Origin of the sequence: Methyloceanibacter methanicus (assembly GCF_001723285.1) — a bacterium.
GTDB classification, from domain to species: domain Bacteria; phylum Pseudomonadota; class Alphaproteobacteria; order Rhizobiales; family Methyloligellaceae; genus Methyloceanibacter; species Methyloceanibacter methanicus.
Map to the genome: position 1 here is coordinate 1 of NZ_LPWG01000002.1, position 20513 is coordinate 20513.

Here is a 20513-nt window from a genome sequence, read left to right on the forward strand (position 1 = left end):
CGCGATGTTATGGCTCGGCGGCCTTAAGGGCCTGAGCCTCGATACCGGCTTCGCGAATGCGAGCTCCCATGCCTCGCCGGCGCTATCGATCCCGGTCAGTCCGCCGCGCGCCGCCCTGTCCACCGGAGCGGACGGAGACGGCAAGGTCCGCACGGCGGCCCCATCTTCACTTGGGTTTGCCGTACGGGCCGGGGAGACGGACCGGATCGAAGGGCTGATGGCCCATGGGCGAAGATGATCGACGTGGCTATCTCGCCGGCGCCCGGGCTTACTACCGCCGCGCTGCCGAAGCGGGCAGTGGCGAGGCCGCGCTGGCGGTCGGGGCCACTTACGATCCGAAGATCATCGCGCGGCTGGCCGTTCAGGGCATCAAGCCCGACCGGGCCGAGGCCGCGAAGTGGTACGCCAGAGCCGCAGGCCTCGGCGTCGCGGATCGCGAAGCAACGCTCCGTCGTCTGACGAACGATTGGGGCCAGGAACCGGGCCTTTCCGGGCCGTCCGGACTCATGGCATCGGCCGGCCCAATCTCGGGCGTTCCCCTGCCGCTCAGGAATCCGAGGCGGCGCCGGCGCAAATGCGGAGCGCCCAAGCCATTCCAAGCTCCCAAGCCGTTCCAAGCTCCCAAGCCGTTCCAAGCGCCCCAGAGGAGGCGTTTGCCGAAGACCAGCCACAAGACCAAGAAGAGCCGCAGCGGCAACGTCTTGCCGCCGGCGGCCCTGCCGCGACGCAATCGGTTCGGCCGCAATTGCTTGCCTCCGAGGGCGAGTCCAAACCCGGGCCGTTGTCCATGCTCATGCGGGCCGCGGCTGGCCGCTCCGCGGAGGAGGAATGGATGGAAGTCAAGACCCCCGTGAATATCCGCAAAGGCCCTTCATCGAACGCCGGGTCCGACAAGGTCGCCCTGACGGGCGCCAAGCTTCGCGTCGTCGGACGCGAGGGCAATTGGATCCGCGTCGCCGATCCCGAGACGGCGCAGGAAGGCTATATCTACAACCGCTTCCTGAAGGAGAGCAGCGCGCCTTAAGAGCCGGACACCGCCGGTGCCTTGTGGACGTTCCAGGCGAGATAGGTGAGCGCCGCACCCTCGGTGACGAGGAGCAGCCCCAGCATCAGCCCAAGCACCCAATCGGCGGTGAGCGGCATGTTCGCCCAGAGGACGAAGGACAGGACGATCCCGACCAGCCCGCTCGCGAGCACCCAGCCCCAGTTCGGGAAGGGACGGATCGTCAGGGCGAAGATTACCTTCGCGATCCCCTCGACCATGAAATAAACGATGAGCAGCATCGTCATGACGAGCAGGCCGCTGTCGGGGGAGCGCAACAGCAAGACCCCGATCAAAATCGCGAGCACGGCGGAGATGAGCTGCAGCCAGAAATGAGGGACATTGCTGGCGCCGATCAGGCCGATGCCCTGCAGGACGCCGCTGATGATCAAGATCCAGCCGAGCAGGAACACGACCGCCACGGACGCAATGACCGGCGAAATGATCGCCAGCACGCCGGCCACGACGAGCAGCACGCCCTGAATCAGGTACCATAGGGAATAACGCTTCACCGTCTCGCGCATCGCCTCGCGCAGCGCCGCCGCGGCGGCATCCACTGGAATAGCCATAGGTTGAGCCCTCCTCTAGGGTGTCGGCCGAATCGATCCGACGTTGATTCGAGTCTTGAGGACAGCATACGACAAGCAGGCGGCCGATGAAGCGTCAGAGCGACGATACCCAAGCCCTTGCCAGCGCGATCCGAAAAGCAACGGTCCGGCTGATTCCCTTTCTATGCCTTGCGTATACGGTCAATTTCCTCGACCGGGTCAATGTGGCTTCGCCGCGCTGCACAACGAGGATTTGGGGTTTTCCCCCGTCCGTCTACGGATTCGGCGCCGGCATCTTCTTTCTCGGCTATATCGCCTTCGAGATTCCGAGCAATCTCGCGCTCCGGCGCTTCGGCGCGCGCATCTGGATCGCGCGCATCATGATCTCCTGGGGTCTTGTCGCCTGCGCCATGGCGCTGGTCCACTCCGAAACGAGCTTCTATGTGACGCGCGCCCTGCTCGGCATCGCCGAGGCCGGTTTCTTTCCTGGCATCATCCTGTATCTGACCTATTGGTTCCCCGCGACCGAGCGCGCTCGCATCATTGCCCTGTTCATGGCCTCGGTACCGCTGGCCACGGTGTTCGGCGGACCGCTCTCCGGCGCGCTGCTCGAGATGCACGGTCTTCTCGGTTTCGCCGGCTGGCAATGGCTGTTCGTGGTGGAGGGCGTTCCGGCCATCGTCCTCGGCGTGCTCGCCTTGAAGGTTCTGACCGACACGCCGGAACACGCCCATTGGCTGACGGACGACGAGAAATTTGCCCTGACGAGTGCCCTCGCCCACGAAGCCGAACAGACCGAGGCGGTCGGCTATGCGGACCTCGGTTCCGCGCTGACCCGCCCGCGCGTCTTGGCGCTCGGCGGCCTCTATTTCCTCATGGTCACCGGGCTCTACGGCATCGGCTTCTGGATGCCCCAGGTGATCAGCGGCTTCGGGTTCGCCCCGCTCGCCGTGGGGTTCCTTGCCGCGATCCCGTATCTCTTCGCCGCCATCGCCATGGTTCTTTGGGGACACCGGTCGGACCGGACGGGAGAGCGGCGCTGGCATATCGCATTGCCGCTGCTCCTGGCTGCGGCGTCCTTCGCCTGGTCCGCCTATTCCGGGCCGCTCATACCCACCATGGTGGCCCTGACCCTCGCCACGCTCGGCCTCTACGCGGCGTTCGGGCCGTTCTGGTCGCTGCCGACAGCCCTCCTGACGGGGGCGGGCGCGGCGGCGGGAATCGCGCTCGTCAATTCGATGGGAAACGTGGCCGGTTTCGCGGGCCCCTATATTTTCGGCGTCTTGAAGGAGACGACAGGCAGCTTCTCCGCGGCGCTCCTGTTCCTGGCCGGCGCACTGGCTCTCGGCGGTTTCATGGCGCTGGGCTTCCGGGAGCCTCACGCCACGCCACAACAAGAACCGGCCTAGGCGAGCGCCGGCCGGGGACTGCGTTTCCGGCCGGACTTGGCCTTCGGCGGCGCCGATTTGAGGCCCCCGGGTCTGTCTCCTTGGCCTCGCGCAGGCGTCCCGCGCCTAGCCCGTCTCGTCGCCGCGCACCACGGGCCGGAACATCTCGCCCGTGTCCAACGTCTCGGCGTTGCAGAAATACTGGAAGATCGTCCGGCGCCTGCGGTCGAACACATCGTAATAGCCCGCCGCGCCCCAGACGAGAATGGTCGCCTTCCCGTTCGTGACACGGTCGGCGAGATTCGGCCCCGCATCGCATTGGACGATCGCGGTCGCGGTGCCGTCCCGGCCCAGCCGCGGGCGCGACGGAGCGAGAGGCCCGTCGTCGGGAACGGGCCGGATCGGCAGATCGTCCTCGTCCGCAATGTCGACAACCTCCATCTCGGCGAGGCTCTCGAGTTTGAAGGCCGGTGTTTGTCCCGAGTTGCGGTAGGTGATCTTCACCTTGACGGTGCCGTCGGCGTCCGGGGTCTCGATGAATTCGAGCGAGTCCACATCCACATAGGCCCGCAGTTCGGCTTCGCGGTCCGCGGATCTCGGCGACGACGAGAGGCGCACGGGCGCCGCACTGCCTTCGGCCGCCCGACGTGCCGCGAGGGCCGCCGTGATCACGGGCCAGAGCATCAGCAGCAAGATCAGCAACGCGAGCAGGCCGATCAGCATCACGAGGCGCGTCAGCCGCGCCGTGGCTTCCGATGCCGCCGCCGCCCGCGATTGCTGGCAAACCTCCGCCTGATAGGGATGCTGGACATTCGCGCACGGATCCGAAACGTCCCAAGGACCCGCTTCTGGCTTGGCCTCGTCCGCCGGCGCCTCGCTGTCCGAGGACTCGGCCTCCAGAGACTCGCCCTCCAGAGACTCGCCGCCCGCCTCGGTCTGCTCGCTCGCGGCTTCGCCGGCGTCCGGCGCTTCCTGTGCGGCGGCACGATACGGTGCGAAGACAATCACGCAGAGAGACAAGATCAAAGCGCAGGCTAGGGCGCAGCAAGGCCCGGCAAACGCTTTCAAGTATGTAGACGTCATGATGATGCGCAGAACAATTTCCCCAAGGGCGCCGATCCTATTCGCCGAAACGCGGCTTGTCTCGCCTTCCGAACGGCTTTGCGCAAACTTCTCGCCAATTTGTCTCAAATCGAAACAATTTCGGCCGGTCCACGTAAAAACGGCCCCGGGCGAAGGACCCGGGGCCGTGCGGTTCCGTCTCGATGGCGCGCGCTACTTCTCCGTCGCATCTCCGGTGGCCATGGGTTTGGCCTCGCCCGACACGTTGGACACGGCTTGGGGCGCCGTCTCCATCTCGATGAAGCTGATCTTGCCGTTCGCAGCCTTCAGCGCCTCTTTGAGGTCAACCATACGGACGCCCTGATCCTGATAGGTGCGAAAGTACCAGCGCAGATTCTGAAGGTCGTTGACGCTGGTCCATTCGGTGATCTCGGGAAGCGCACCGCCCACGGACGCGTTCACCACCGATCCCTTCGGAATGTCGAACTGGTTCAGGATGTGGAAGGCGGCAAACACTGCCTCATCGGCGTCGTCATTGGGGACCGCCGCCTGGCTGAACATGGCGGCGCGAACGAAGCGCGAGGGCGGGGTGAAGTCGCCGGGCAGCCCGAGCATGCCCGTGCCCGAACCGGTCGGATCGAGGGTCACGGGGCCGAGCTTCGCCGTATCGACATCCTTCGGGGACAGGTTGATGTAGGTGTCGAGATTGGTCATGTGCCAATCGTAGGTCGGCGCGTTGGTCATCACGCCGAGCGGCGCGTCGGTCACTTTGAGCTTGCCGCCGCGCGGTTCGATGGCGATCGACTTGCCGGTCTTGTCCTGCACGAAGAAGTGCACGTCGGCGGGCATGCCCTTGGCGCTGCCGAGGCCCGGCATCGGCGTCGCCACCATCGCGATGTCCTCAACCGCCTTCTTCACCTCATCGACCGTGGCGAAGTTGCCGAGCACCCACATGCCGAAATCCTGGGGCGCGAGCGCGCGGGACGCATTCTCCGACGTCACATCGGCGTATTGGGCGTAGTCTGGAAAATAGAACAGGCCGATGGACAGGCCTTGGTCGTTCAAGCCGTCGATAATGGCGACTTCGTTGAACGCGTTGGCACCGACAATGCCGTAGCGCGTCTTGTAGGTCAGCCCCTTGCTGCCGTCAGGCAGGGTCCCGCTGAACGCCTGGCCGGCGGGGACGACAATCACATTGGACTTGAGGGGGAATCCGAACTCAAGCGTGCGGCCGCGAACGGCCGCGCCGTCTTCTGCTTTGAGGCTGATTCCCGTGCAAGCGAAAGCCGGCGTCGTCGCAAAAGCAAACGAAGCGGCGAAGACGTAGGTGGCAACGCGTCGGATCATGACGATCTCTCCTTCGGTGAAATTCGGGAGGAGAGTGCGCGCCCGCCGTGAAGGCCGCGTTAAGTACGTGCGGAATTTCCACACAGGCTTAGTTTGGACCACCGGAACTCGGTCGCATTTTCGTAAAAGCTGCGCGGCATGCGCGCGGCCGGGCGAACAACAGGTCCGCAAATGAAGTCCGCAGACGAAAAAGACGGGCCCGCCGTGTGCGGCCCCGTCTTCAAGCCTGCTACCGACCAAGGCGGCGCCGGACTCCGGCTCTCGTCACCCCATTCGGCTCTAAGCGCCCTTCCGGCTCTATTTGAGCGTCTCGACATAGGCCGCCACGTCCGCGACGTCCTGGTCCGTCGCCAGTGTCATGGCCATAGGCGCCATCTGCTTGCCGAACGTATCCTTCGGGTCGCCACCGCGGACGCCGGTCTGAAGTTGTTCAGCTGGCGCGCGGTGTACCAGGCCGGCAGGCCGCCGATTGGAGGTGCGCCGAGCGCCTCGTTCCCCGCGCCAGTCGCTCCGTGGCATGCGGCGCAGGTCATATAAAGCTGCTTTCCGTGGTTGACGTCGGCGGCGAAGGCCTCCGCCGTCGAGAACGCCGCGATGGCGGCCGCTGCAAGAATCACAAGAATCCCGAGAGTCGAATGTGTTTTCATGCCCAGCTCCTGTACCGATCCAAAAACGATATCCAGGTCCTGCGAGTCCTACCCAAAATTCCCGCGCCCGGAAAGCTGTGCGTCGTCCCAAAGTCCGCGTTGGGTCAGGCGCTACGCGACATTCGCCCCGAGTAGGGAGCCGATGAAATAGGTTGCCGCCGCCGCAATCGACCCGACGGCGAGCATGCGCGCGCCGCCGACCAATGCGTTCTTGCCGGAGAACAGGCTGAGCGCCGATCCCACGCCGAACAGTGCGATCCCTGCTAGCACAGCGGCGATTACGATCCCCTCCTTCTCGTACCCCAGGAGGTAAGGGATCAACGGCACGCAGGCGCCGACACTGAAGGTGAGGAACGAGGAGACCGCGGCGCCCATGGGCGATCCGAGCTCCTCCGGATTGAGGCCAAGTTCCTCGCGGGTCAACGCATCGAGCGCCTTTTCGGGATTCGCGATCAGGTGCTTGGCCATGTCGCGTGCTTCGCCGATGGGGATGCCGCGTGCTTCGTAGATGAGCGCCAGCTCCTCGGCCTCCTCATCGGGATAGCGTTCGAGTTCGTCTCGTTCTTGCGATATCTGATGCTCGAACATTTCCCGCTGCGACAGCATCGAGATGAACTCGCCCGCGCCCATGGAAAAGGCGCCCGCCAGCAATCCGGCGATTCCGGTCAACAGAATTTCGCTCGGCCCCACGCCGGCGCCCGCCACGCCCATGACCAGGCAGGTATTGGACACGAGACCGTCATTCACGCCGAACACACCGGCGCGCAGCGTCCCGCTCGTATAGTTCTTGTGCTGACGGCCGATGTCCTCCACCGAGGTCGGCCAGGGGTGGCCCCTCCCGTCCGCCGCGCCCGGCTCGGGCATCTTGCTGCGATAAACGGAAACGCCGCGCACCTTGTGCGCCGACAAGACGTTGCGCATGGCCCGCGGCGGTAGAATGCCCAAGAGCAAGACCGCAATCCGGGACCGCAGCGACGGCTTGAAGTCGGGGACGGGTTTCAGATCCTTCGCAAGGATCGCCGCCTGTTCCTCAGCCGCCTTCGCCATCTTGCCGAACAGCTTGGCGCGCCTGGGATCGGGCTCATTGGCAGCGACAGCGCTGGAGAGGTAGGCCGCGGTCTTCTCGGACTGCCAGCGTGCAAGCGTATTCTCCATGGTCGAACCTTCCTGCCGAATGGGCATCCTCGCGCCCGCGAATCGTGAGCCTGGAGCGTACACGAGGGAACGCAACCAAACTTTGACGGGTGAGGAAGCGCTTTACTAACGCATTACGTGTCCATAAGCTCCTTGCGCAACTTTCAGTGGTGGGAGAGGATCAATGACACGTGGCTTGCTTCTCGTCGCTCTGATCTGGGCGACGTTCAGTATTGGGACTGCGAGGGCCGAGGAGCCCTTGCCCAAACCGACAGGCGAGCAAGTGCTCGCCTACTCGAAGATCGTCGAGGCGTTTCCGGCGACGAACCGCGCGGAAGCAGCAAAAGTCTTGGACAAATGGATGGCGGGCGAGCTCGTTGCGTCCCGCCCGGACTTCAGCGACACGAAAGGCGCCGGAGAGTATGCAGCTTGCGTCGCCGCGTGCTGCGGCATCTTCGGTTGCAACCCCATTTGCGTGGCTGCTTGCGGCCCCTTGCTGTAACGCGCATCGCCTGCCCCTTCTGTCAAGGGGCAGGCGAATTTCTCATGGGCCAGGCGCCCGAACCGCTGCTGCGGACGATCAGGGAATGGCAGCACGCAGCATTTCAGCCTTGGTGACGTCTTCCCCGCGACACCCCTGGTCGGGGCACTTGTTGGAGATGCGGCAAGGCGAGGACATCAGGAAGTCTTCTTCGCCGCGCACAAGCACGCCTCTTGCGACCAGTTCCCCTGCGCGGAGCTTGTCGGTGTCATAAACGACCGAGCCCGAGTTTCCGCCATAGGTATCGAGATTGGCGACAAAGAACGCTTGTCTGACGTCCCGGACGGTCGCGTTGGCGGCGATCTTGACCGGAAGTCCCATCGGATAGCCGACCACCGTCAATGGCTGGCCGAACTGAACCGGATCTGAGCTCAGGGCCACGGTCGGGACGTCTTCGATGTCGCGGTCCACGCGGATCACGCGCCAGTCGCTGCCATCCTCTCCTCCGAGGGCGCCGGCCACGACTTCCCGGCATTGGTAGAGGTCTTTGCGGGCGAACGTCGTGCTGACGGGTTGGCTCTCGGTCTCTTTGCGAAACCCGAACAGAACCGTCGTGGAGGGGCAGGTCGCGACATGCACGCAATGGCCCGCCGTTGCAATCAGACGCGGGCCCACCTTGAAACCCGAACAGAACCCCGGAGCGGGTTCGTCCCAGAATCGTTCGGCGGGAAACCCCGATGCCGGCCCGCAAAGATGGGCGCCCTCGTCCGACACCGAAACGGTGCCGTCGTCGTTCGGCGTGACCTTGAGACTGTTGACGAGGACGGCGGTGGCATCGGCAGCGCGGCGCTCATGGGGAGAGGCGCGATAGTAGTTCCTGCGGTCGTCGGGCCCGTAGATGGCTTTGACTTCGTTCAGCAGAAGCTCCAGGTCCCGCTGTATGCCGACAAGCGACGCCGAATCCGGCGCGGCGAACCGCGACCGTCCGGCGAGAGACTGAAATTTGGCTGATAAGTTCTGGAACCTCTCGGTCAAGGTCCCGGCCGCCTCGGGCTCGGCGGCGAGGGCGATCGTTGAGAGCGCCAAGCCGCTGCCAAGGAGGATCCAACCGACCCGCATGATGAGGTCCTCCCACCCGAGATCCGCTATGGTGGAAGTAGAGTCTCCTACTGGTTGTATATGTCAATATACAACTCGCAAAAGTTTAAGCCTGGCACGGCTCAGAGGTAGGTGACGACGCCCGTCCCCAGGTCGTAGATCCCGCCCCCAATCTTAAGCTTTCCGGCCATGACGGCATCGCCGATGATCTTCGATCGCGTCTTCAGCCGCTTCATGCCGAGCCGCACATTCTCTTCGATCGAGGCCGCCAAGAAGTCGCCGGGATGACGGCCATGCGCCGTGATCACCGCGGGCTCGATGGCTTTCAGCAGTTCGGGAAGGTGGCCGGGGAGTTCCTTGCGCTGCATGGACGCGCTGAGGGCGGTCAAGACGGCGCCGCAGCCCGTGTGACCCAACACGAAGATGAGCGGGATGCCGAGACTGGTGACGGCGTACTCGAAGCTTGCCAGCCCATAGTTGCTCACGACGTTGCCGGCATCGCGGGATACGAAGAGATCGCCCGGACCCTGGCCGAAAATGATTTCGGGGGGCACACGGCTGTCTGCGCAGGACAGGATACCGGCAATCGGATGCTGGGCCTTGGTCAGCGCCGCGCGCCCGGCGGAGAAATCGGTGTCTTTGGTGTCTCCGGCGGCAAAACGGACATTGCCCGCCTTCAAGCGTTCGAGGGCCTCCGACGGCGGGATCGCGTTTGGCACCGCGGCTTTGTCCTCGGCCCGCGCGCGTGTTGACGGGAACGCCCTGGCGGCAAGGGAAGCGCCCGCGCCGGCGACGAAGGCGCGTCGCGACAAAATTGGACGTATACGGCAGTCGCACATATGTCCTCCCCCCGCTCAAGCGATTCTCATTGAAGGAAAGCGTCCCGCGCGGGCCCCTTGGGGTCAAGCGGGTCGCGCGTCGTTCACGCCCGGGGCGAGGTCTAGTGGGTGATGCGGATCGTGGTGTTGCCCTTGCCGTATTGCTGCACCAGGGCGTAGAGGCGCGCCGCATTGGAGGGATGCAGCCGCACGCAACCGTGCGAAGCGGGCCGCCCGAGATATTTCGTCTCGTAGGAGCCGTGGATGGCATAGCCGCCTTTGAAGAAGATGGAATGGGGCATCGGCGAACCGTGATAGATCGTCGACCGGTGGAAGCGCACGAGATTGTACGGCTTGTACGTGCCTGTCGGCGTCCGGTAACCCGACCGCGCTGTGGAAACCTTCCACGTATATTTGGGCTTACCGTTCACATAGACATGCATCCGCTGACTCGACAGATTGATCTGAGCCAGAACGCCGGCAAAGGCCGCGCTGGGCAGCGTCAGCACAGCGCCCAAAATCGCGATCAGGACCAAGAAACGACGCATTTGTTGTGTCTCCTCCACCATTCAACTCGCACTCAGGATCAGCGACGCTGCAAAGCGCGGCCTCTCAAGGCTAGTGTCCGGACCAGTCTAAGGCCACGGGACTGAACATCTCCTGAATGGCGCCCCCGGGTGCGCCAGGTCCGAAACTCACTACGATTCATACCCTTAAGAGGCTCCTACTATTGGTGTTGTTTGTGTTAAGCTTGCGATTTCATCGTCGTCAGTTCGTGGGGCATATGTCATATGGCTGGGGGACAATGCGTAGGCTGATCATCAGCCTACCGTTTTTGATTCTGATGACCGGTGTCTCGGCGGGCCAGGTGGCCACGCCTCAGGACTCCGTGCGGCCTCAGCATGTCGCCCCGCCCGATTCGGACTCCTCGCCACAAGAAAACGCACTTCACAAGGCGGAACCACTCGACACTGCCGAGGATGAGGGAGACGTGGCATCGCTCGCCGACATTCCCATGGAGCGTCCCTTGCGCCGGCCCGAGCCACCGAAGAACATTCCGCCGGCGAAGCTCGCGCCCGCGAACGATCTGTTCGGCTCGGTGCCGACGCCTGCGCCGCTCGCCGCGCGGGCCATCGGCGGCTACGCCAAGGGCTGTCTCTCCGGCGGCGTTTCCCTGCCGATCAACGGGCCGGACTGGCAGGTGATGAGGCTGTCGCGAAACCGGAATTGGGGAGCGCCGCAGCTCATCGATTACATGGAGCGCCTCGCCAGCGACGCGCATGCGCTCGATGGGTGGCCTGGCCTGCTCGTCGGCGATCTTTCGCAGCCCCGCGGCGGCCCGATGCTGACCGGCCATACCAGCCATCAGATTGGTCTGGATGCGGACATTTGGCTGACGCCCATGCCGGACCATGTGCTGTCCGAGACCGAACGTGAAGAGATGACGGCCGTCTCGATGCTGAAGGATCCCTTCAGCGTCGATCCGGAGGTGTTCACGGACCTGCAGGTGAAGCTGATCCGCCGGGCGGCGTCATACCGGCAAGTCGCCCGCATCTTCGTCCACCCCGCCATCAAGAAGGCGCTGTGCGCCCGCGCGGATGTGGCTGGCAAGAACAAGGCGTGGCTCGCAAAGGTCCGGCCCTGGTGGAACCACCACTATCACTTCCATGTCCGGCTGAAATGCCCGCATGGCATGGAGGGGTGCAACGGGCAATCGCCCGTGTCGGGCGAAATCGGCTGCGACGACGACGACTTCAAGTACTGGGACAAGAATCTGAAGACCTCGGCGAAGTGGGCGACCGACCATGGTTACAGCCCCATGGATCCGCTCCGGCGCCGGCCCAGCCTCTCCGATCGCAAGCGCCGCGGCAAGCTGAGGGATCTGCCCAAGGATTGCGAGTCGGTGCTGACCGCGGGCGCGCCGAGCCGCTGAAGGTGGGCGATGAATTGCCGCCCATCGCCGTCAAGGCGCGACCAGCAAGGACGCCGGGCCGCGTGCCGGTCCTCACCAAGGAACAGCTCGCCGCGCTTCTTGGCACCAAGAACAAGAAGTCTCGATGCAGATGCCCGAGCGCAATCCGATTCGCTGACCTGTCCCTCAGCGGCGAAGAGTCGTCTTTGCGCGGCCGCGCGAGTCGGGCACACTCCCGGCCATGTTGCAGCGGCGTTCAAGCCCGTTCGAAGGGCAGAAAAACGTATTTGGTGAGCCCCTCAAGCCGTGCTCGGACCGGCCGCTGACCGGCTTTTTCCGGACGGGATGCTGCCACACGGGGCCGGAGGACGCCGGGCTGCACACGGTCTGCGTCGAGGTGACGGAGACATTTCTCGCGTTTTCCAAGGCCCGCGGCAACGATCTGTCCACGCCCCACCCGGATTTCGGCTTTCCGGGCTTGAAGCCGGGAGACCGCTGGTGTTTGTGCGCGGCCCGCTGGCTGGAAGCCTTCGAGGCCGGCAAGGCCCCGCGCGTGGTTCTCGGTGCGACCCACGAGGCCACGCTCGAGATTGTGGCCCTGGAAGACCTCAAACGATACGCGATCGACCTCGCCTGAGAGGCGGGAAGCAAGGATAGAACTGGCTTGTTGCGCCCATCTGGAGGTGGCAGCATGCGCGCCCGGGCCACAAACAGGCACACCGCCACACGATGAGCGAAAAAGCAGCAGACAAGAAAGCCGCGCCCTCGCAGCGCCGCCAGAAGCGTCAGATCTATCACAAGGGTCACAAACGCAAATTTCTGGTGGTCGTCGACGAGACGCCGGAATGCGAGAGCGCGCTCGCCTTCGCCGCGAGCCGGGCGGAGCGGACCAAGGGCCAGCTCGCGCTGCTTTACGTCATCGAACCCGAAGACGGCGCCATGCATTGGCTCGGGGTCGAGGAGATCGCCCGGGAGGAGGGGCTCAACAAGGCGAAGGCAGTCTTCCGCTTGTTTGGCCGCAAGCTCAAGACGATGGGGTTCGAGGACCTCGTTCCCGAGGAGATCGTGCGCGAGGGTTCAAAGTCCGAGGAGATCACCAATCTTATCGAAGAGGATCCGGATATCGGCGTCCTGGTCCTCGGCGCTTCGAAAGACCCGTCGGGACCAGGACCTCTGGTGTCCAGCCTCGCGGGCGGCCGCCTCGCCGGCGTCTTTCCGACACCGATCACGGTCGTACCGGGACACTTGTCGACGGAGGAGATTCTTGCGCTTGCCTAAGGGCCTGAAGGACCCTGACGAGACGCCGACTATGCGCGCGGCCGCCTTGACTTTGCAGCGGTGTGGCCACAAATATAGAACCATTCTAAGTCAGGTGTGAGTTCCGACTCAAAAAGGTCCCATCATGTTTATCCAGACCGAGGCGACGCCGAATCCGGCGACCTTGAAGTTCCTGCCAGGCCGAAGCGTTGTTGGCGATCACGATGCGGTCGAGTACCGCGCGGACGACCAGGACGAGACGTCACCCCTCGCCTCGCGCTTGTTCGAGATCGAGGGCGTATCGAGTGTGTTCCTCGGCTCAGACTTCATCAGCGTCACCAAGAGCGACGGCGAGTGGCCACATCTGAAGCCGGCCATTCTGGGCGCCATCATGGAGCACTACCTGTCCGGCGAAGCCACCATGGGCAGCCAGGGCGACGTGCAGCCCGGCGACGAGGAGTTCTTCGAGCCCGAGGACGAAGAGACCGTCAAGACCATCAAGGAGCTGCTCGACACGCGGGTGCGCCCGGCCGTGGCCCAAGACGGCGGCGATATCACCTTCCAGGGCTATCGCGACGGGATCGTGTATTTGCACATGCGCGGCGCGTGCTCCGGCTGCCCCAGCTCGACGGCCACGCTCCGGCATGGAATCGAAAACCTGCTGCGGCATTTCATTCCGGAAGTGCAGAAAGTCCGCCCGATTTGACGGGACGTCTGACTGACCCCGCCCTCGCGCAGCTTTTCCACGACGCACGCACCCATAATGCCTGGCAGGATCGGGACGTGCCCGATGCGCTGTTGCGCGAACTCGTGTCGCTCGTTCTGCTCGGACCGACCAGCGCGAATTGCAGCCCGGCGCGATTCGTGTTCGTGAAATCGCGTGAGGCGAAGGCGCGGCTGAAGCCGTTCCTGTCCGAGGGCAATCGCGACAAGACCATGCAGGCGCCGGTCTGCGTCATCCTCGGCAACGACCAGGACTTCCACGAGCACCTGCCGAAGCTCTTCCCGCACACCGATGCCAAGAGCTGGTTCGCGGGCAAGCCGCAGAAAATCGCCGAAACGGCCTTCCGCAACGGGACCCTCCAGGGCGGCTATCTCATCATGGCCGCCCGGGCGCTCGGGCTCGATTGCGGTCCCATGTCGGGATTCGACCCGGCGGGTGTCGATGCCGAATTCTTCGCCGGGACCAACGTGAAGGCGAACTTCCTGTGCAATCTCGGCTATGGCGATGCGTCCGCCCTGCGCCCCCGATCGCCGCGATTCGACTTCGACCAAGTCGCGCGCATCCTCTAAGACCTTCCCATGAACGTTCTCGCGCTCGATACGAGATGGGGGTCTGCTCGGCCGCCGTACTGCGGACAACCGGTTCGGGGAAGACGCGGGTCCTCCGCGAGGCCGAGATGATGCGCGGCCACGCCGAGGCGTTGATGCCCATGGTGGAAGCCGTGCTGGCCGAGGCGAGCCTTCAACCGCGCGACCTCGATAGGATCGCCGCAACGCAAGGGCCCGGCAGCTTCACGGGCGTGCGGATCGCCATCGCCGCCGCGCGCGGCCTAGCCCTGACCTGTGGCGCGGCGCTCTACGGCACCGATAGTCTCACGGTCATGGCACGCCGGGCCCTTCGCGAGGGCCTGGCCCCTGACCGGCCGTTCGCCGTTGCCGTGGACGCACGGCGCGGCATGATCTATCTCGGGCTCTATGGCACGGATGGATCGCGGCTGGACGGGCCCATGCTGTGCACGCCCCCCGATGCCGTGGACCGCCTGCCGAAAGACCTTGTCCTTGCCGCGGGCAGTGGCGCTGGCCTGTTGGCGGAGGCCGCCGTGGCGAGCGGCCGTCCACTCGACAGCACGCTTCCAAGCTTGCAGCCGGGCGCGATGGCGCTTGCCGAGCTTGCGGCCGAAAGTGCCGATCGTACGGCGCTCCTGCGCCCGCTCTATTTGCGCCCGCCCGACGCAAAGCCCCAAAACACCGCCCTGGAACGCCGTCCATGACGGATGGCGGACACGGCGCGGAGGTGCGGATCCGCCCGGCAGTGCCGGTCGAGGCGGCGCTCCTGACGGCCCTTCACGGGGCCTGTTTCGACGGCGCCCTTGGACCCCGGCCGACACCCTGGGACGACGCGGCCATGTCGCGGTTCATCGCCGGCCCTCCGACCCTCTGCCTCTTGGCGACGGTCGCGGCGCCGGAGCCCGCGCCGGCCGGGTTCTTGATTGCGCGGACCGCCGCTGACGAGGCCGAGCTCCTGACCATCGGCGTGCTTGCCGCGTACCGAGGACGCGGTTTCGGCCGGGCTCTGCTGCAACACGCGGCGAAATCCTTACGAGAGGCTGGTATCCGCCAGCTCTTCCTGGAGGTGGACGAGACCAATGCCCCAGCGCTTGCGCTCTATCGGGGCTTGGGGGCCGTTGCGGTGGGCCGGCGCCCCGGCTACTACGAAAACGGCGGAAACGCAGCGGTTCTGCGCCTCGATCTGACGTCCTGATCCTCCGGTCCCGGAGCCGGCGGCCGATCTTCAATCTTGCCCTTTGGGACCCGCGCCCCGATGATGGAGGCGACCGCGAACAACCCGAACCGAGCCAGCGCCGATCATGGATCAAGCGCCTTCCAAGTCGCGCACGCCAAAAGCGATGTCCCAACAAACCAGGCGGGAAAGCAGGTTGGAGCGCCTCTGCACTGAGCGCGGCCTCCGGATGACAGGACAGCGGCGCATCATCGCGCGGGTGCTTTCCGAAGCGAACGATCACCCCGATGCGGAGGAAGTCTATCGGCGCGTGGCCGAGCGCGATCCGCGCATCTCGCTATCGACCGTCTATCGCACGGTCCGCCTCCTGGAGGACGAAGGCATCGTGGAGCGCCACGATTTCGGTGACGGCCGCGCGCGCTACGAACCTGGCGGCCATGACCACCACGACCACCTCATCGACGTGACCACCGGCGAGGTCATCGAGTTCACCAACGAGGACATCGAACGCCTGCAAGAGCGCGTGGCGGCCGAACTTGGTTTCCGGCTGATCGGCCATCGGCTCGAACTCTTCGGCATGCCGCTCCAAGCCCAAAAAAAGCACCCCAAGAAATAGGCGCAAGGCCGGCGGGTCCTCGCCCGGCGTTTGACTTCCGGCGCGCGCCGGGACAACGTTAACGAAGGGTTAACGTCCGACGAAGGGGTGCGTGATGGGTACGCGCGTTTGTCTTGCCGCTGCATTGATGCTGCTGACCACGATCGCCTTTGCGGAGCACGCCGTTCCGCTGGATGCCGAGGCCGTCGCCGCGCCGCAAGCGGCGCCATCGAACGGAATTGCCGCTGAGCGGGCACCCGCGCCCGCCGCAACGAACGTCAAAGTGGCCTTCCCGTCCGAGCTCGACGTGTATCTCGTCGAGACCGGCACGCGGGAGGTCTGCGACACATACTCGTTTGGCGGCGGCGATGTCCGGACGGAATGCCGGACCGAGCCGCTTCCGGTCCGGGCCGAAAATCCGGCCTTGCGCGGGATCTGCATCACGCGCTACGGGAACCGAGTCTGCTATTGACGCTTGAGCTTTCAAACGCGCCCTCGGACCCGCTCGATTCGCTCCTGATCGATGAAAAACGCACGCGCATTTCTGGTGCTGGCAACGTTCTTCGCTTTCACGCTGCCGTTGATGCCCTTGCAGCATCTCTTCGTGCGGACGGGTTCGCGTTTCGCCCGCACCTTCCCCCATTGGTACCACCGCCAAGTCTGCCGGATCGTCGGTGTGCGCCTCAGCGTCGACGGTGCGCTGGAGCGCCAGAACGGAGTCCTGGTGGTCTCGAACCATGTGTCCTGGCTCGATATCACCGTTCTGTCTGCCGTGGCGCCGGTGTCGTTCGTCGCCAAGCAGGAGGTCTCGACCTGGCCCTTCGTGAAATGGCTGGCCAAACTCCAGCGCTCGGTCTTCGTGGATCGCGAGCGGCGTACGCAAACGAGTACGAAGGCGAATGAAATTCTCGACCGGCGTCGAGGGCGGGCGACCACGTGGTCTTCTTTGCCGAAGGCACGTCCAGCGACGGCAACGGGGTGCTGCCCTTCCGCACCGCATTGTTCGCGGCAGGCCGCCGGGCGGGGCGTCCGCAAACGGCAACGGGGCAAATTCGATATTGCGGTCCAGACCTTGGCGCTCACCTACACCAAGGTTTATGGACTGCCGCTCGGACGGCGCGGGCGCCCGCAAGTCGCCTGGTACGGCGATATGGACTTGGCGAGCCACGCCTGGCGGCTTCTGGGCCTCGGGCCCTTGGAAGCCAATATCCGAATCGGACCGCCCGTGCCCCTCGACGACTTCCCGGATCGCAAAGCGCTTGCGCGCTATACGGAAGACAAGATCCGAAACGACGTCGTCGAGCTCCTACGCGGGCGGCCCGCCGAATGAGGCGGCGCTAGATCGCGCGCCGCAGTCTGATCGTGTCCATGACGGACGCCGGCGCGAAGGTTCCGTTCGGCATCTGCCGGATGAACCCTGCTTTGACGACATTCATGAGCGTCATGTGCACGGTGCGGTCCGGATTGTCGCCTTCCGCGAAGTATCCCTCCTGAATGGCGACGCCGCACAGGTCGTCCAGGCTCATATTGCCGACCTCGCCAAGCTTGCGAATCAGGAAATCGGCCAATGGCTGACGCTGTGCCGGGCTAGGACCCAGGTCGCGTTGGACGGGCTCGTAACGCCCAGACGCCTCGGCGCGGCGCGGTTGCTCCTGGCGCGGCGCATCTTGGCGAGGCGCATCTTGTCGAGGTGCTTCCTGGCGCGGCTCGTCTTGGCGCGGCTCGGGTGCCCGTGCGGCGGGACGGTCGTAGACCGGCGCCGCAGCCGGACGCCTCTCGGCCGCCGCCGGCTCCACGGCAATCGGCCGGCGCGGCCGGACTTCCGCCGCGACCGGGCGCCGGTATTCCTCGTCTGCCCGAGGCGCGGGCCGCGGCGCGTATTGCGGCTCCGGCGCGCGATGGGTCGGCGCCGCCTCGGCAACGGCCGCATCGGCGTAAGGCTCTTCCTCGGGAAGGGCCTCAGGCTCCTCCTCCGGATAGTCCGCCTCCTCGTAGATTTCGGCCGCGACCGCGGGACGGTGCTGCTCCGGTGCCGCCTGTGGCGCCGCTTGACGGCGCTCCTCCTCGACATCCGGCGCGCTCATGATCCGCCGGTACTCGCGTTCCATCAACATGCTCACGGCTTCGAGCTCGGCCTGAAGATCGGCGATCTTCGACTCGTGCTCGCGCGTAAACAGCTCCATCCGCTTCTCGAATTGCGATTGCGCCGCGTTAATCTGCTCCTCTAGGAAGCCGGCGCGGTCTTGTAGGTCCCCGCGAATATCACGCATCAATTACCCCCAGAAATCACTGAACCTCGATACTAACGAAAGCCCGGGTTTGGGGTTCCCGCAGGTCGAATATTGAACCTGCCGTCCGCCGCCCGGCGCGCTACGCAGAACTCAACGAAAGGACACCGAACTCAGCCTCAGCATCGGCGCCAACAGCCAACATCTTACCGCTAACCGCCTGCAGAGTCGCGCACTTCCAGACCTGGGACGTATCGCGAAGCAACGCAACGCTTCATTAACGTTAATAGCGAACCCATAGAACTGCTGAATAAGACAAAACAAAGACGCGTACGGAACAGGCGACCGGAACGGTCAAGAAAAAAGTGTCATTGACTTGTCAAGTTTGGCGGGAGTTCGCTGGAAGCGGGTCCTTCTCCTCCGCAGGTGCCGGGCTTGGTGTCGACATTTCCGGCAGGAAGGCCGCAAGTAGACCGATCGCGGGAAGAAACGCACACACGTTGTAGACGAACGTGATGCTCGTCGCGTCGGCGAGCCGGCCGAGGAGCGCGGCGCCAATGCCGGCGATCCCGAAGGCCAGTCCGAAAAACAACCCGGCGACCATCCCCACTCGGCCTGGCAACAGGCTTTGCGCATACACGATGATCGCCGGATGGGCGGATGCGAGGATCAAGCCGATGATTACGCTCAGGACAGCGGTGGCGGCAAGCCCCACATGGGGAAGCGCCAGGGTGAAGGGCAACACGCCGAAGATCGACCACCAGATGACGCGGCGCCGTCCGATGCGGTCGCCGATCGGGCCGCCGATGACCGTGCCCGCCGCGACCGCTCCCAGAAAGAGAAACAGATAGAGTTGCGCCGTCTGCACCGACAGGTCGAACGTGTGGACCAGATAGAAGATGTAGAAGCTTGCGATCGACGCCAGATAGAAGTGCTTGGAAAAGGTGAGTGTCACCAGGATGAGGATGGCCTTTGCCACCTTGCGCTTTCCGAGCGCGGCAATCGCCGCGCGCTCTTCGGCACTGGAAATCGGCCGAAACTTCAGGGCCTTGCCGTACCAGGCGCCGACGCCGGCCAGCATCACCATGCCGACAAGAGCCACCAGCGAAAACCAGGCGATGGAGCCCTGCCCGTAGGGCAGGACGATGAACGCCGCCAGCAGCGGCCCGAGCGCGGTGCCGAAATTCCCGCCGACCTGAAACACCGCTTGGGCGGTGCCGTGCCGGCCGCCTGACGCCAGCCGGGCCACGCGCGAGGACTCGGGATGAAAGACGGACGAGCCCATGCCGATCAGCGCGGCGGCGACAAGAACCGTTGAATACGTCGTCGCATACGCAATCAGGAGCAGCCCGGCCAGGGACGAGCCCATGCCGGCGACGAGCGAATAGGGCGTCGGATAGCGGTCGGTGACATAGCCGACGAAGGGCTGCAGCACGGACGCCGTCGCCTGGAAGGTGAAGGTGATGAAGCCGATCTGCGCGAAATCGAGCGCAAGCGACGTCTTCAGCATCGGATAGATCGCAAGGATCAACGACTGAATGACGTCGTTCAGCATGTGGCAGACGCTGATCGCCGCCAGCACGGTCACAGCCGTTTTCTGCGCCTCGCCGTTCGCTGTCCCGTTCGCTGTCCCCGGCACCTGGGGCGCCTGATGCGTCTCCATTGTCATCCGACATTCCCGTATCACGTCCGGCTGCAGGATTGGGCCAAACCCGACCCTTGAGGCAAGCGAAGATTCGCCGCACGTGCCAAACGCACCGCCGGGACAATCTTCCCGGGCTTATTCGGGATTATCGCCAGTGCATTTTTGTCTGGTGCTCCGCTGTCCCTCCGTTGGCGGAAGCGCCGATCTCTGCAACGACACCGACAAGAGAAAAACCAATCATCCGGCATGGAGGACGCCCATGAAGTTCCCGACACGATCTTTGACCATCACCGCAACCTTAAGTGCGGCCGTCCTTTCCGCGGCGGCGGCGGCAGGCGACACCGCCCCTCAGCGCAAGGCCGGCCTTTGGGAGATCACGACCGTTGCGCCCGTGTCCGGCATGACGACGCGGAAGGTCTGCGTTGGCGAGAACGACGATATCATCCGTCCCGAGGGGGCCGACTGCACGGAACCCAAACTCACGCCCTTGAACGAAGGGGTGATCGTTACCATCGAATGCTCAGGGACGAACGGGAAGCAGATCATCAGTTCCACGTTCACGGGCGATTTCGAGACCCGCTACCACGGGACGCTGAAGACGACCTTCGATCCGCCCATCGGCGCGATCAGCAGAATGGGCGTGAACATCGACGGAAAATATCTCGGCCCCGACTGCCCACCCGACATGACGGCGGACGGGCAATGAGGCGCCCCGCCTGAGGGCGCGTCGGCACGGCCAGACCGGCGGGCAAACCGGCCCGAGACGCTCTATGGCACTTTTGTTGCAGCGTAAATCTGTTCATGGGTTGCGGTGACGGCGGCTGAAGCCGCCTCTCGCGGGCCCGGC

Annotated in this window: 25 protein-coding genes; 15 read left to right on the forward strand and 10 right to left on the reverse strand. The window is 64.6% G+C overall.

Going from position 1 to position 20513, the window contains the following annotated elements:
* The coding region (locus AUC68_RS16625) for a hypothetical protein (RefSeq protein WP_158008186.1) at nucleotides 1–238 on the forward strand (238 nt) is incomplete at its 5' end.
* A 594-nt stretch (nucleotides 239–832) separates the two neighbouring features.
* Nucleotides 833–1024 (forward strand): SH3 domain-containing protein, encoded by a 192-nt coding sequence (locus AUC68_RS16630; RefSeq protein ID WP_158008187.1) that lies wholly within the window; start codon nucleotides 833–835, stop codon nucleotides 1022–1024.
* Here the strand turns inward: AUC68_RS16630 and AUC68_RS00600 are convergent.
* Nucleotides 1021–1611: an HdeD family acid-resistance protein gene (locus AUC68_RS00600; RefSeq protein ID WP_069435878.1), complete on the reverse strand. Its 591-nt coding sequence runs from the start codon at nucleotides 1609–1611 to the stop codon at nucleotides 1021–1023. The two genes, AUC68_RS16630 and AUC68_RS00600, sit on opposite strands and share 4 nt — an antisense overlap.
* Nucleotides 1612–1697: 86 nt before the next feature.
* Between AUC68_RS00600 and AUC68_RS00605 the strand changes: the two genes are divergently transcribed.
* Nucleotides 1698–2999 (forward strand): MFS transporter, encoded by a 1302-nt coding sequence (locus AUC68_RS00605; protein WP_069435879.1) that lies wholly within the window; start codon nucleotides 1698–1700, stop codon nucleotides 2997–2999.
* Nucleotides 3000–3104: 105 nt separating this feature from the next.
* On the opposite strand, the gene AUC68_RS00610 is transcribed toward AUC68_RS00605, so the two are convergent.
* The 4 genes from AUC68_RS00610 to AUC68_RS00625 all read right to left on the reverse strand — a co-directional run bounded on the left by AUC68_RS00610 (nucleotide 3105) and on the right by AUC68_RS00625 (nucleotide 7189).
* On the reverse strand, nucleotides 3105–3998 hold the full coding sequence (locus AUC68_RS00610; RefSeq protein ID WP_141701019.1) for a hypothetical protein: 894 nt from the start codon (nucleotides 3996–3998) through the stop codon (nucleotides 3105–3107).
* Nucleotides 3999–4253: 255 nt separating this feature from the next.
* Entirely contained in the window at nucleotides 4254–5387 is a 1134-nt protein-coding gene (locus AUC68_RS00615) for a linear amide C-N hydrolase (RefSeq protein ID WP_069435881.1), read from the reverse strand.
* Nucleotides 5388–5743: 356 nt separating this feature from the next.
* The gene (locus AUC68_RS18485; RefSeq protein ID WP_083240260.1) at nucleotides 5744–6034 is read right to left on the reverse strand and encodes a c-type cytochrome; all 291 of its coding nucleotides are present in this window, start codon (nucleotides 6032–6034) and stop codon (nucleotides 5744–5746) included.
* 111 nt (nucleotides 6035–6145) lie between these two features.
* Nucleotides 6146–7189 (reverse strand): VIT1/CCC1 transporter family protein, encoded by a 1044-nt coding sequence (locus AUC68_RS00625; protein ID WP_069436090.1) that lies wholly within the window; start codon nucleotides 7187–7189, stop codon nucleotides 6146–6148.
* A gap of 163 nt (nucleotides 7190–7352) precedes the next feature.
* Here AUC68_RS00625 and AUC68_RS00630 point away from each other — a divergent pair, with 163 nt between their 5' ends.
* A complete protein-coding gene (locus AUC68_RS00630; protein WP_069435883.1) occupies nucleotides 7353–7670 on the forward strand; it encodes a hypothetical protein in 318 nt (105 codons plus the stop codon).
* Between the two features lie 78 nt (nucleotides 7671–7748).
* Here AUC68_RS00630 and AUC68_RS00635 read toward each other — a convergent pair whose 3' ends face one another.
* From AUC68_RS00635 to AUC68_RS00645, 3 genes are all read right to left on the reverse strand, one after another.
* A complete protein-coding gene (locus tag AUC68_RS00635; protein WP_069435884.1) occupies nucleotides 7749–8768 on the reverse strand; it encodes a trypsin-like serine peptidase in 1020 nt (339 codons plus the stop codon).
* Between the two features lie 101 nt (nucleotides 8769–8869).
* Entirely contained in the window at nucleotides 8870–9466 is a 597-nt protein-coding gene (locus AUC68_RS00640) for a carbonic anhydrase (protein WP_244500322.1), read from the reverse strand.
* A 221-nt stretch (nucleotides 9467–9687) separates the two neighbouring features.
* Nucleotides 9688–10113, reverse strand: a complete 426-nt coding sequence (locus AUC68_RS00645; protein ID WP_069436091.1) for a L,D-transpeptidase — start codon at nucleotides 10111–10113, stop codon at nucleotides 9688–9690.
* Between the two features lie 257 nt (nucleotides 10114–10370).
* On the opposite strand from AUC68_RS00645, the gene mepA reads away from it, so the two are divergent.
* The 10 genes from mepA to AUC68_RS00695 all read left to right on the forward strand — a co-directional run bounded on the left by mepA (nucleotide 10371) and on the right by AUC68_RS00695 (nucleotide 17123).
* Entirely contained in the window at nucleotides 10371–11498 is a 1128-nt protein-coding gene (gene mepA / locus AUC68_RS00650; protein WP_204376939.1) for a penicillin-insensitive murein endopeptidase, read from the forward strand.
* Nucleotides 11499–11718: 220 nt separating this feature from the next.
* Entirely contained in the window at nucleotides 11719–12114 is a 396-nt protein-coding gene (locus tag AUC68_RS00655; protein ID WP_069435887.1) for a DUF2237 family protein, read from the forward strand.
* 92 nt (nucleotides 12115–12206) lie between these two features.
* Nucleotides 12207–12755 carry a universal stress protein gene (locus AUC68_RS00660; protein WP_069435888.1) on the forward strand — a complete coding sequence of 183 codons (549 nt, stop codon included), beginning with the start codon at nucleotides 12207–12209 and terminating at the stop codon, nucleotides 12753–12755.
* Between the two features lie 124 nt (nucleotides 12756–12879).
* Complete coding sequence (locus tag AUC68_RS00665) at nucleotides 12880–13440, forward strand: NifU family protein (protein ID WP_069435889.1); 561 nt, start codon at nucleotides 12880–12882, stop codon at nucleotides 13438–13440.
* The gene (locus tag AUC68_RS00670; protein ID WP_141701020.1) at nucleotides 13437–14027 is read left to right on the forward strand and encodes a malonic semialdehyde reductase; all 591 of its coding nucleotides are present in this window, start codon (nucleotides 13437–13439) and stop codon (nucleotides 14025–14027) included. The genes AUC68_RS00665 and AUC68_RS00670 overlap by 4 nt, the downstream gene beginning before the upstream one ends.
* Before the next feature lie 35 nt (nucleotides 14028–14062).
* Nucleotides 14063–14728 (forward strand): tRNA (adenosine(37)-N6)-threonylcarbamoyltransferase complex dimerization subunit type 1 TsaB, encoded by a 666-nt coding sequence (gene tsaB, locus AUC68_RS00675; protein WP_083240261.1) that lies wholly within the window; start codon nucleotides 14063–14065, stop codon nucleotides 14726–14728.
* Nucleotides 14725–15219 carry a GNAT family N-acetyltransferase gene (locus AUC68_RS00680; RefSeq protein WP_069435890.1) on the forward strand — a complete coding sequence of 165 codons (495 nt, stop codon included), beginning with the start codon at nucleotides 14725–14727 and terminating at the stop codon, nucleotides 15217–15219. The genes tsaB and AUC68_RS00680 overlap by 4 nt, the downstream gene beginning before the upstream one ends.
* A 145-nt stretch (nucleotides 15220–15364) precedes the next feature.
* Nucleotides 15365–15814, forward strand: a complete 450-nt coding sequence (locus tag AUC68_RS00685; protein ID WP_069435891.1) for a Fur family transcriptional regulator — start codon at nucleotides 15365–15367, stop codon at nucleotides 15812–15814.
* Between the two features lie 94 nt (nucleotides 15815–15908).
* On the forward strand, nucleotides 15909–16265 hold the full coding sequence (locus AUC68_RS00690; RefSeq protein WP_141701021.1) for a hypothetical protein: 357 nt from the start codon (nucleotides 15909–15911) through the stop codon (nucleotides 16263–16265).
* 51 nt (nucleotides 16266–16316) lie between these two features.
* Nucleotides 16317–17123: a lysophospholipid acyltransferase family protein gene (locus AUC68_RS00695; protein ID WP_069435893.1), complete on the forward strand. Its 807-nt coding sequence runs from the start codon at nucleotides 16317–16319 to the stop codon at nucleotides 17121–17123.
* 7 nt (nucleotides 17124–17130) lie between these two features.
* Here AUC68_RS00695 and AUC68_RS00700 read toward each other — a convergent pair whose 3' ends face one another.
* Nucleotides 17131–18063: a hypothetical protein gene (locus AUC68_RS00700; protein ID WP_069435894.1), complete on the reverse strand. Its 933-nt coding sequence runs from the start codon at nucleotides 18061–18063 to the stop codon at nucleotides 17131–17133.
* 337 nt (nucleotides 18064–18400) lie between these two features.
* The gene (locus AUC68_RS00705; protein WP_069435895.1) at nucleotides 18401–19684 is read right to left on the reverse strand and encodes an MFS transporter; all 1284 of its coding nucleotides are present in this window, start codon (nucleotides 19682–19684) and stop codon (nucleotides 18401–18403) included.
* Between the two features lie 241 nt (nucleotides 19685–19925).
* Here AUC68_RS00705 and AUC68_RS00710 point away from each other — a divergent pair, with 241 nt between their 5' ends.
* Nucleotides 19926–20372 (forward strand): DUF3617 domain-containing protein, encoded by a 447-nt coding sequence (locus tag AUC68_RS00710; RefSeq protein WP_069436093.1) that lies wholly within the window; start codon nucleotides 19926–19928, stop codon nucleotides 20370–20372.
* The last annotated feature ends 141 nt before the right edge of the window (nucleotides 20373–20513 follow it).

What these genes read in the sequence shown, in the direction of transcription:
- AUC68_RS16630 (WP_158008187.1), top strand. Translation starts at nt 833, where the DNA reads ATGGAAGTCAAGACCCCCGTGAATATCCGCAAAGGCCCTTCATCGAAC.
- AUC68_RS00600 (WP_069435878.1), bottom strand. Translation starts at nt 1,611, where the DNA reads ATGGCTATTCCAGTGGATGCCGCCGCGGCGGCGCTGCGCGAGGCGATG.
- AUC68_RS00605 (WP_069435879.1), top strand. Translation starts at nt 1,698, where the DNA reads ATGAAGCGTCAGAGCGACGATACCCAAGCCCTTGCCAGCGCGATCCGA.
- AUC68_RS00615 (WP_069435881.1), bottom strand. Translation starts at nt 5,387, where the DNA reads ATGATCCGACGCGTTGCCACCTACGTCTTCGCCGCTTCGTTTGCTTTT.
- AUC68_RS18485 (WP_083240260.1), bottom strand. Translation starts at nt 6,034, where the DNA reads ATGAAAACACATTCGACTCTCGGGATTCTTGTGATTCTTGCAGCGGCC.
- AUC68_RS00625 (WP_069436090.1), bottom strand. Translation starts at nt 7,189, where the DNA reads ATGGAGAATACGCTTGCACGCTGGCAGTCCGAGAAGACCGCGGCCTAC.
- AUC68_RS00630 (WP_069435883.1), top strand. Translation starts at nt 7,353, where the DNA reads ATGACACGTGGCTTGCTTCTCGTCGCTCTGATCTGGGCGACGTTCAGT.
- AUC68_RS00635 (WP_069435884.1), bottom strand. Translation starts at nt 8,768, where the DNA reads ATGCGGGTCGGTTGGATCCTCCTTGGCAGCGGCTTGGCGCTCTCAACG.
- AUC68_RS00645 (WP_069436091.1), bottom strand. Translation starts at nt 10,113, where the DNA reads ATGCGTCGTTTCTTGGTCCTGATCGCGATTTTGGGCGCTGTGCTGACG.
- mepA (WP_204376939.1), top strand. Translation starts at nt 10,371, where the DNA reads ATGCGTAGGCTGATCATCAGCCTACCGTTTTTGATTCTGATGACCGGT.
- AUC68_RS00655 (WP_069435887.1), top strand. Translation starts at nt 11,719, where the DNA reads ATGTTGCAGCGGCGTTCAAGCCCGTTCGAAGGGCAGAAAAACGTATTT.
- AUC68_RS00660 (WP_069435888.1), top strand. Translation starts at nt 12,207, where the DNA reads ATGAGCGAAAAAGCAGCAGACAAGAAAGCCGCGCCCTCGCAGCGCCGC.
- AUC68_RS00665 (WP_069435889.1), top strand. Translation starts at nt 12,880, where the DNA reads ATGTTTATCCAGACCGAGGCGACGCCGAATCCGGCGACCTTGAAGTTC.
- tsaB (WP_083240261.1), top strand. Translation starts at nt 14,063, where the DNA reads ATGGGGGTCTGCTCGGCCGCCGTACTGCGGACAACCGGTTCGGGGAAG.
- AUC68_RS00680 (WP_069435890.1), top strand. Translation starts at nt 14,725, where the DNA reads ATGACGGATGGCGGACACGGCGCGGAGGTGCGGATCCGCCCGGCAGTG.
- AUC68_RS00685 (WP_069435891.1), top strand. Translation starts at nt 15,365, where the DNA reads ATGTCCCAACAAACCAGGCGGGAAAGCAGGTTGGAGCGCCTCTGCACT.
- AUC68_RS00690 (WP_141701021.1), top strand. Translation starts at nt 15,909, where the DNA reads ATGGGTACGCGCGTTTGTCTTGCCGCTGCATTGATGCTGCTGACCACG.
- AUC68_RS00695 (WP_069435893.1), top strand. Translation starts at nt 16,317, where the DNA reads ATGAAAAACGCACGCGCATTTCTGGTGCTGGCAACGTTCTTCGCTTTC.
- AUC68_RS00700 (WP_069435894.1), bottom strand. Translation starts at nt 18,063, where the DNA reads ATGCGTGATATTCGCGGGGACCTACAAGACCGCGCCGGCTTCCTAGAG.
- AUC68_RS00705 (WP_069435895.1), bottom strand. Translation starts at nt 19,684, where the DNA reads ATGGAGACGCATCAGGCGCCCCAGGTGCCGGGGACAGCGAACGGGACA.
- AUC68_RS00710 (WP_069436093.1), top strand. Translation starts at nt 19,926, where the DNA reads ATGAAGTTCCCGACACGATCTTTGACCATCACCGCAACCTTAAGTGCG.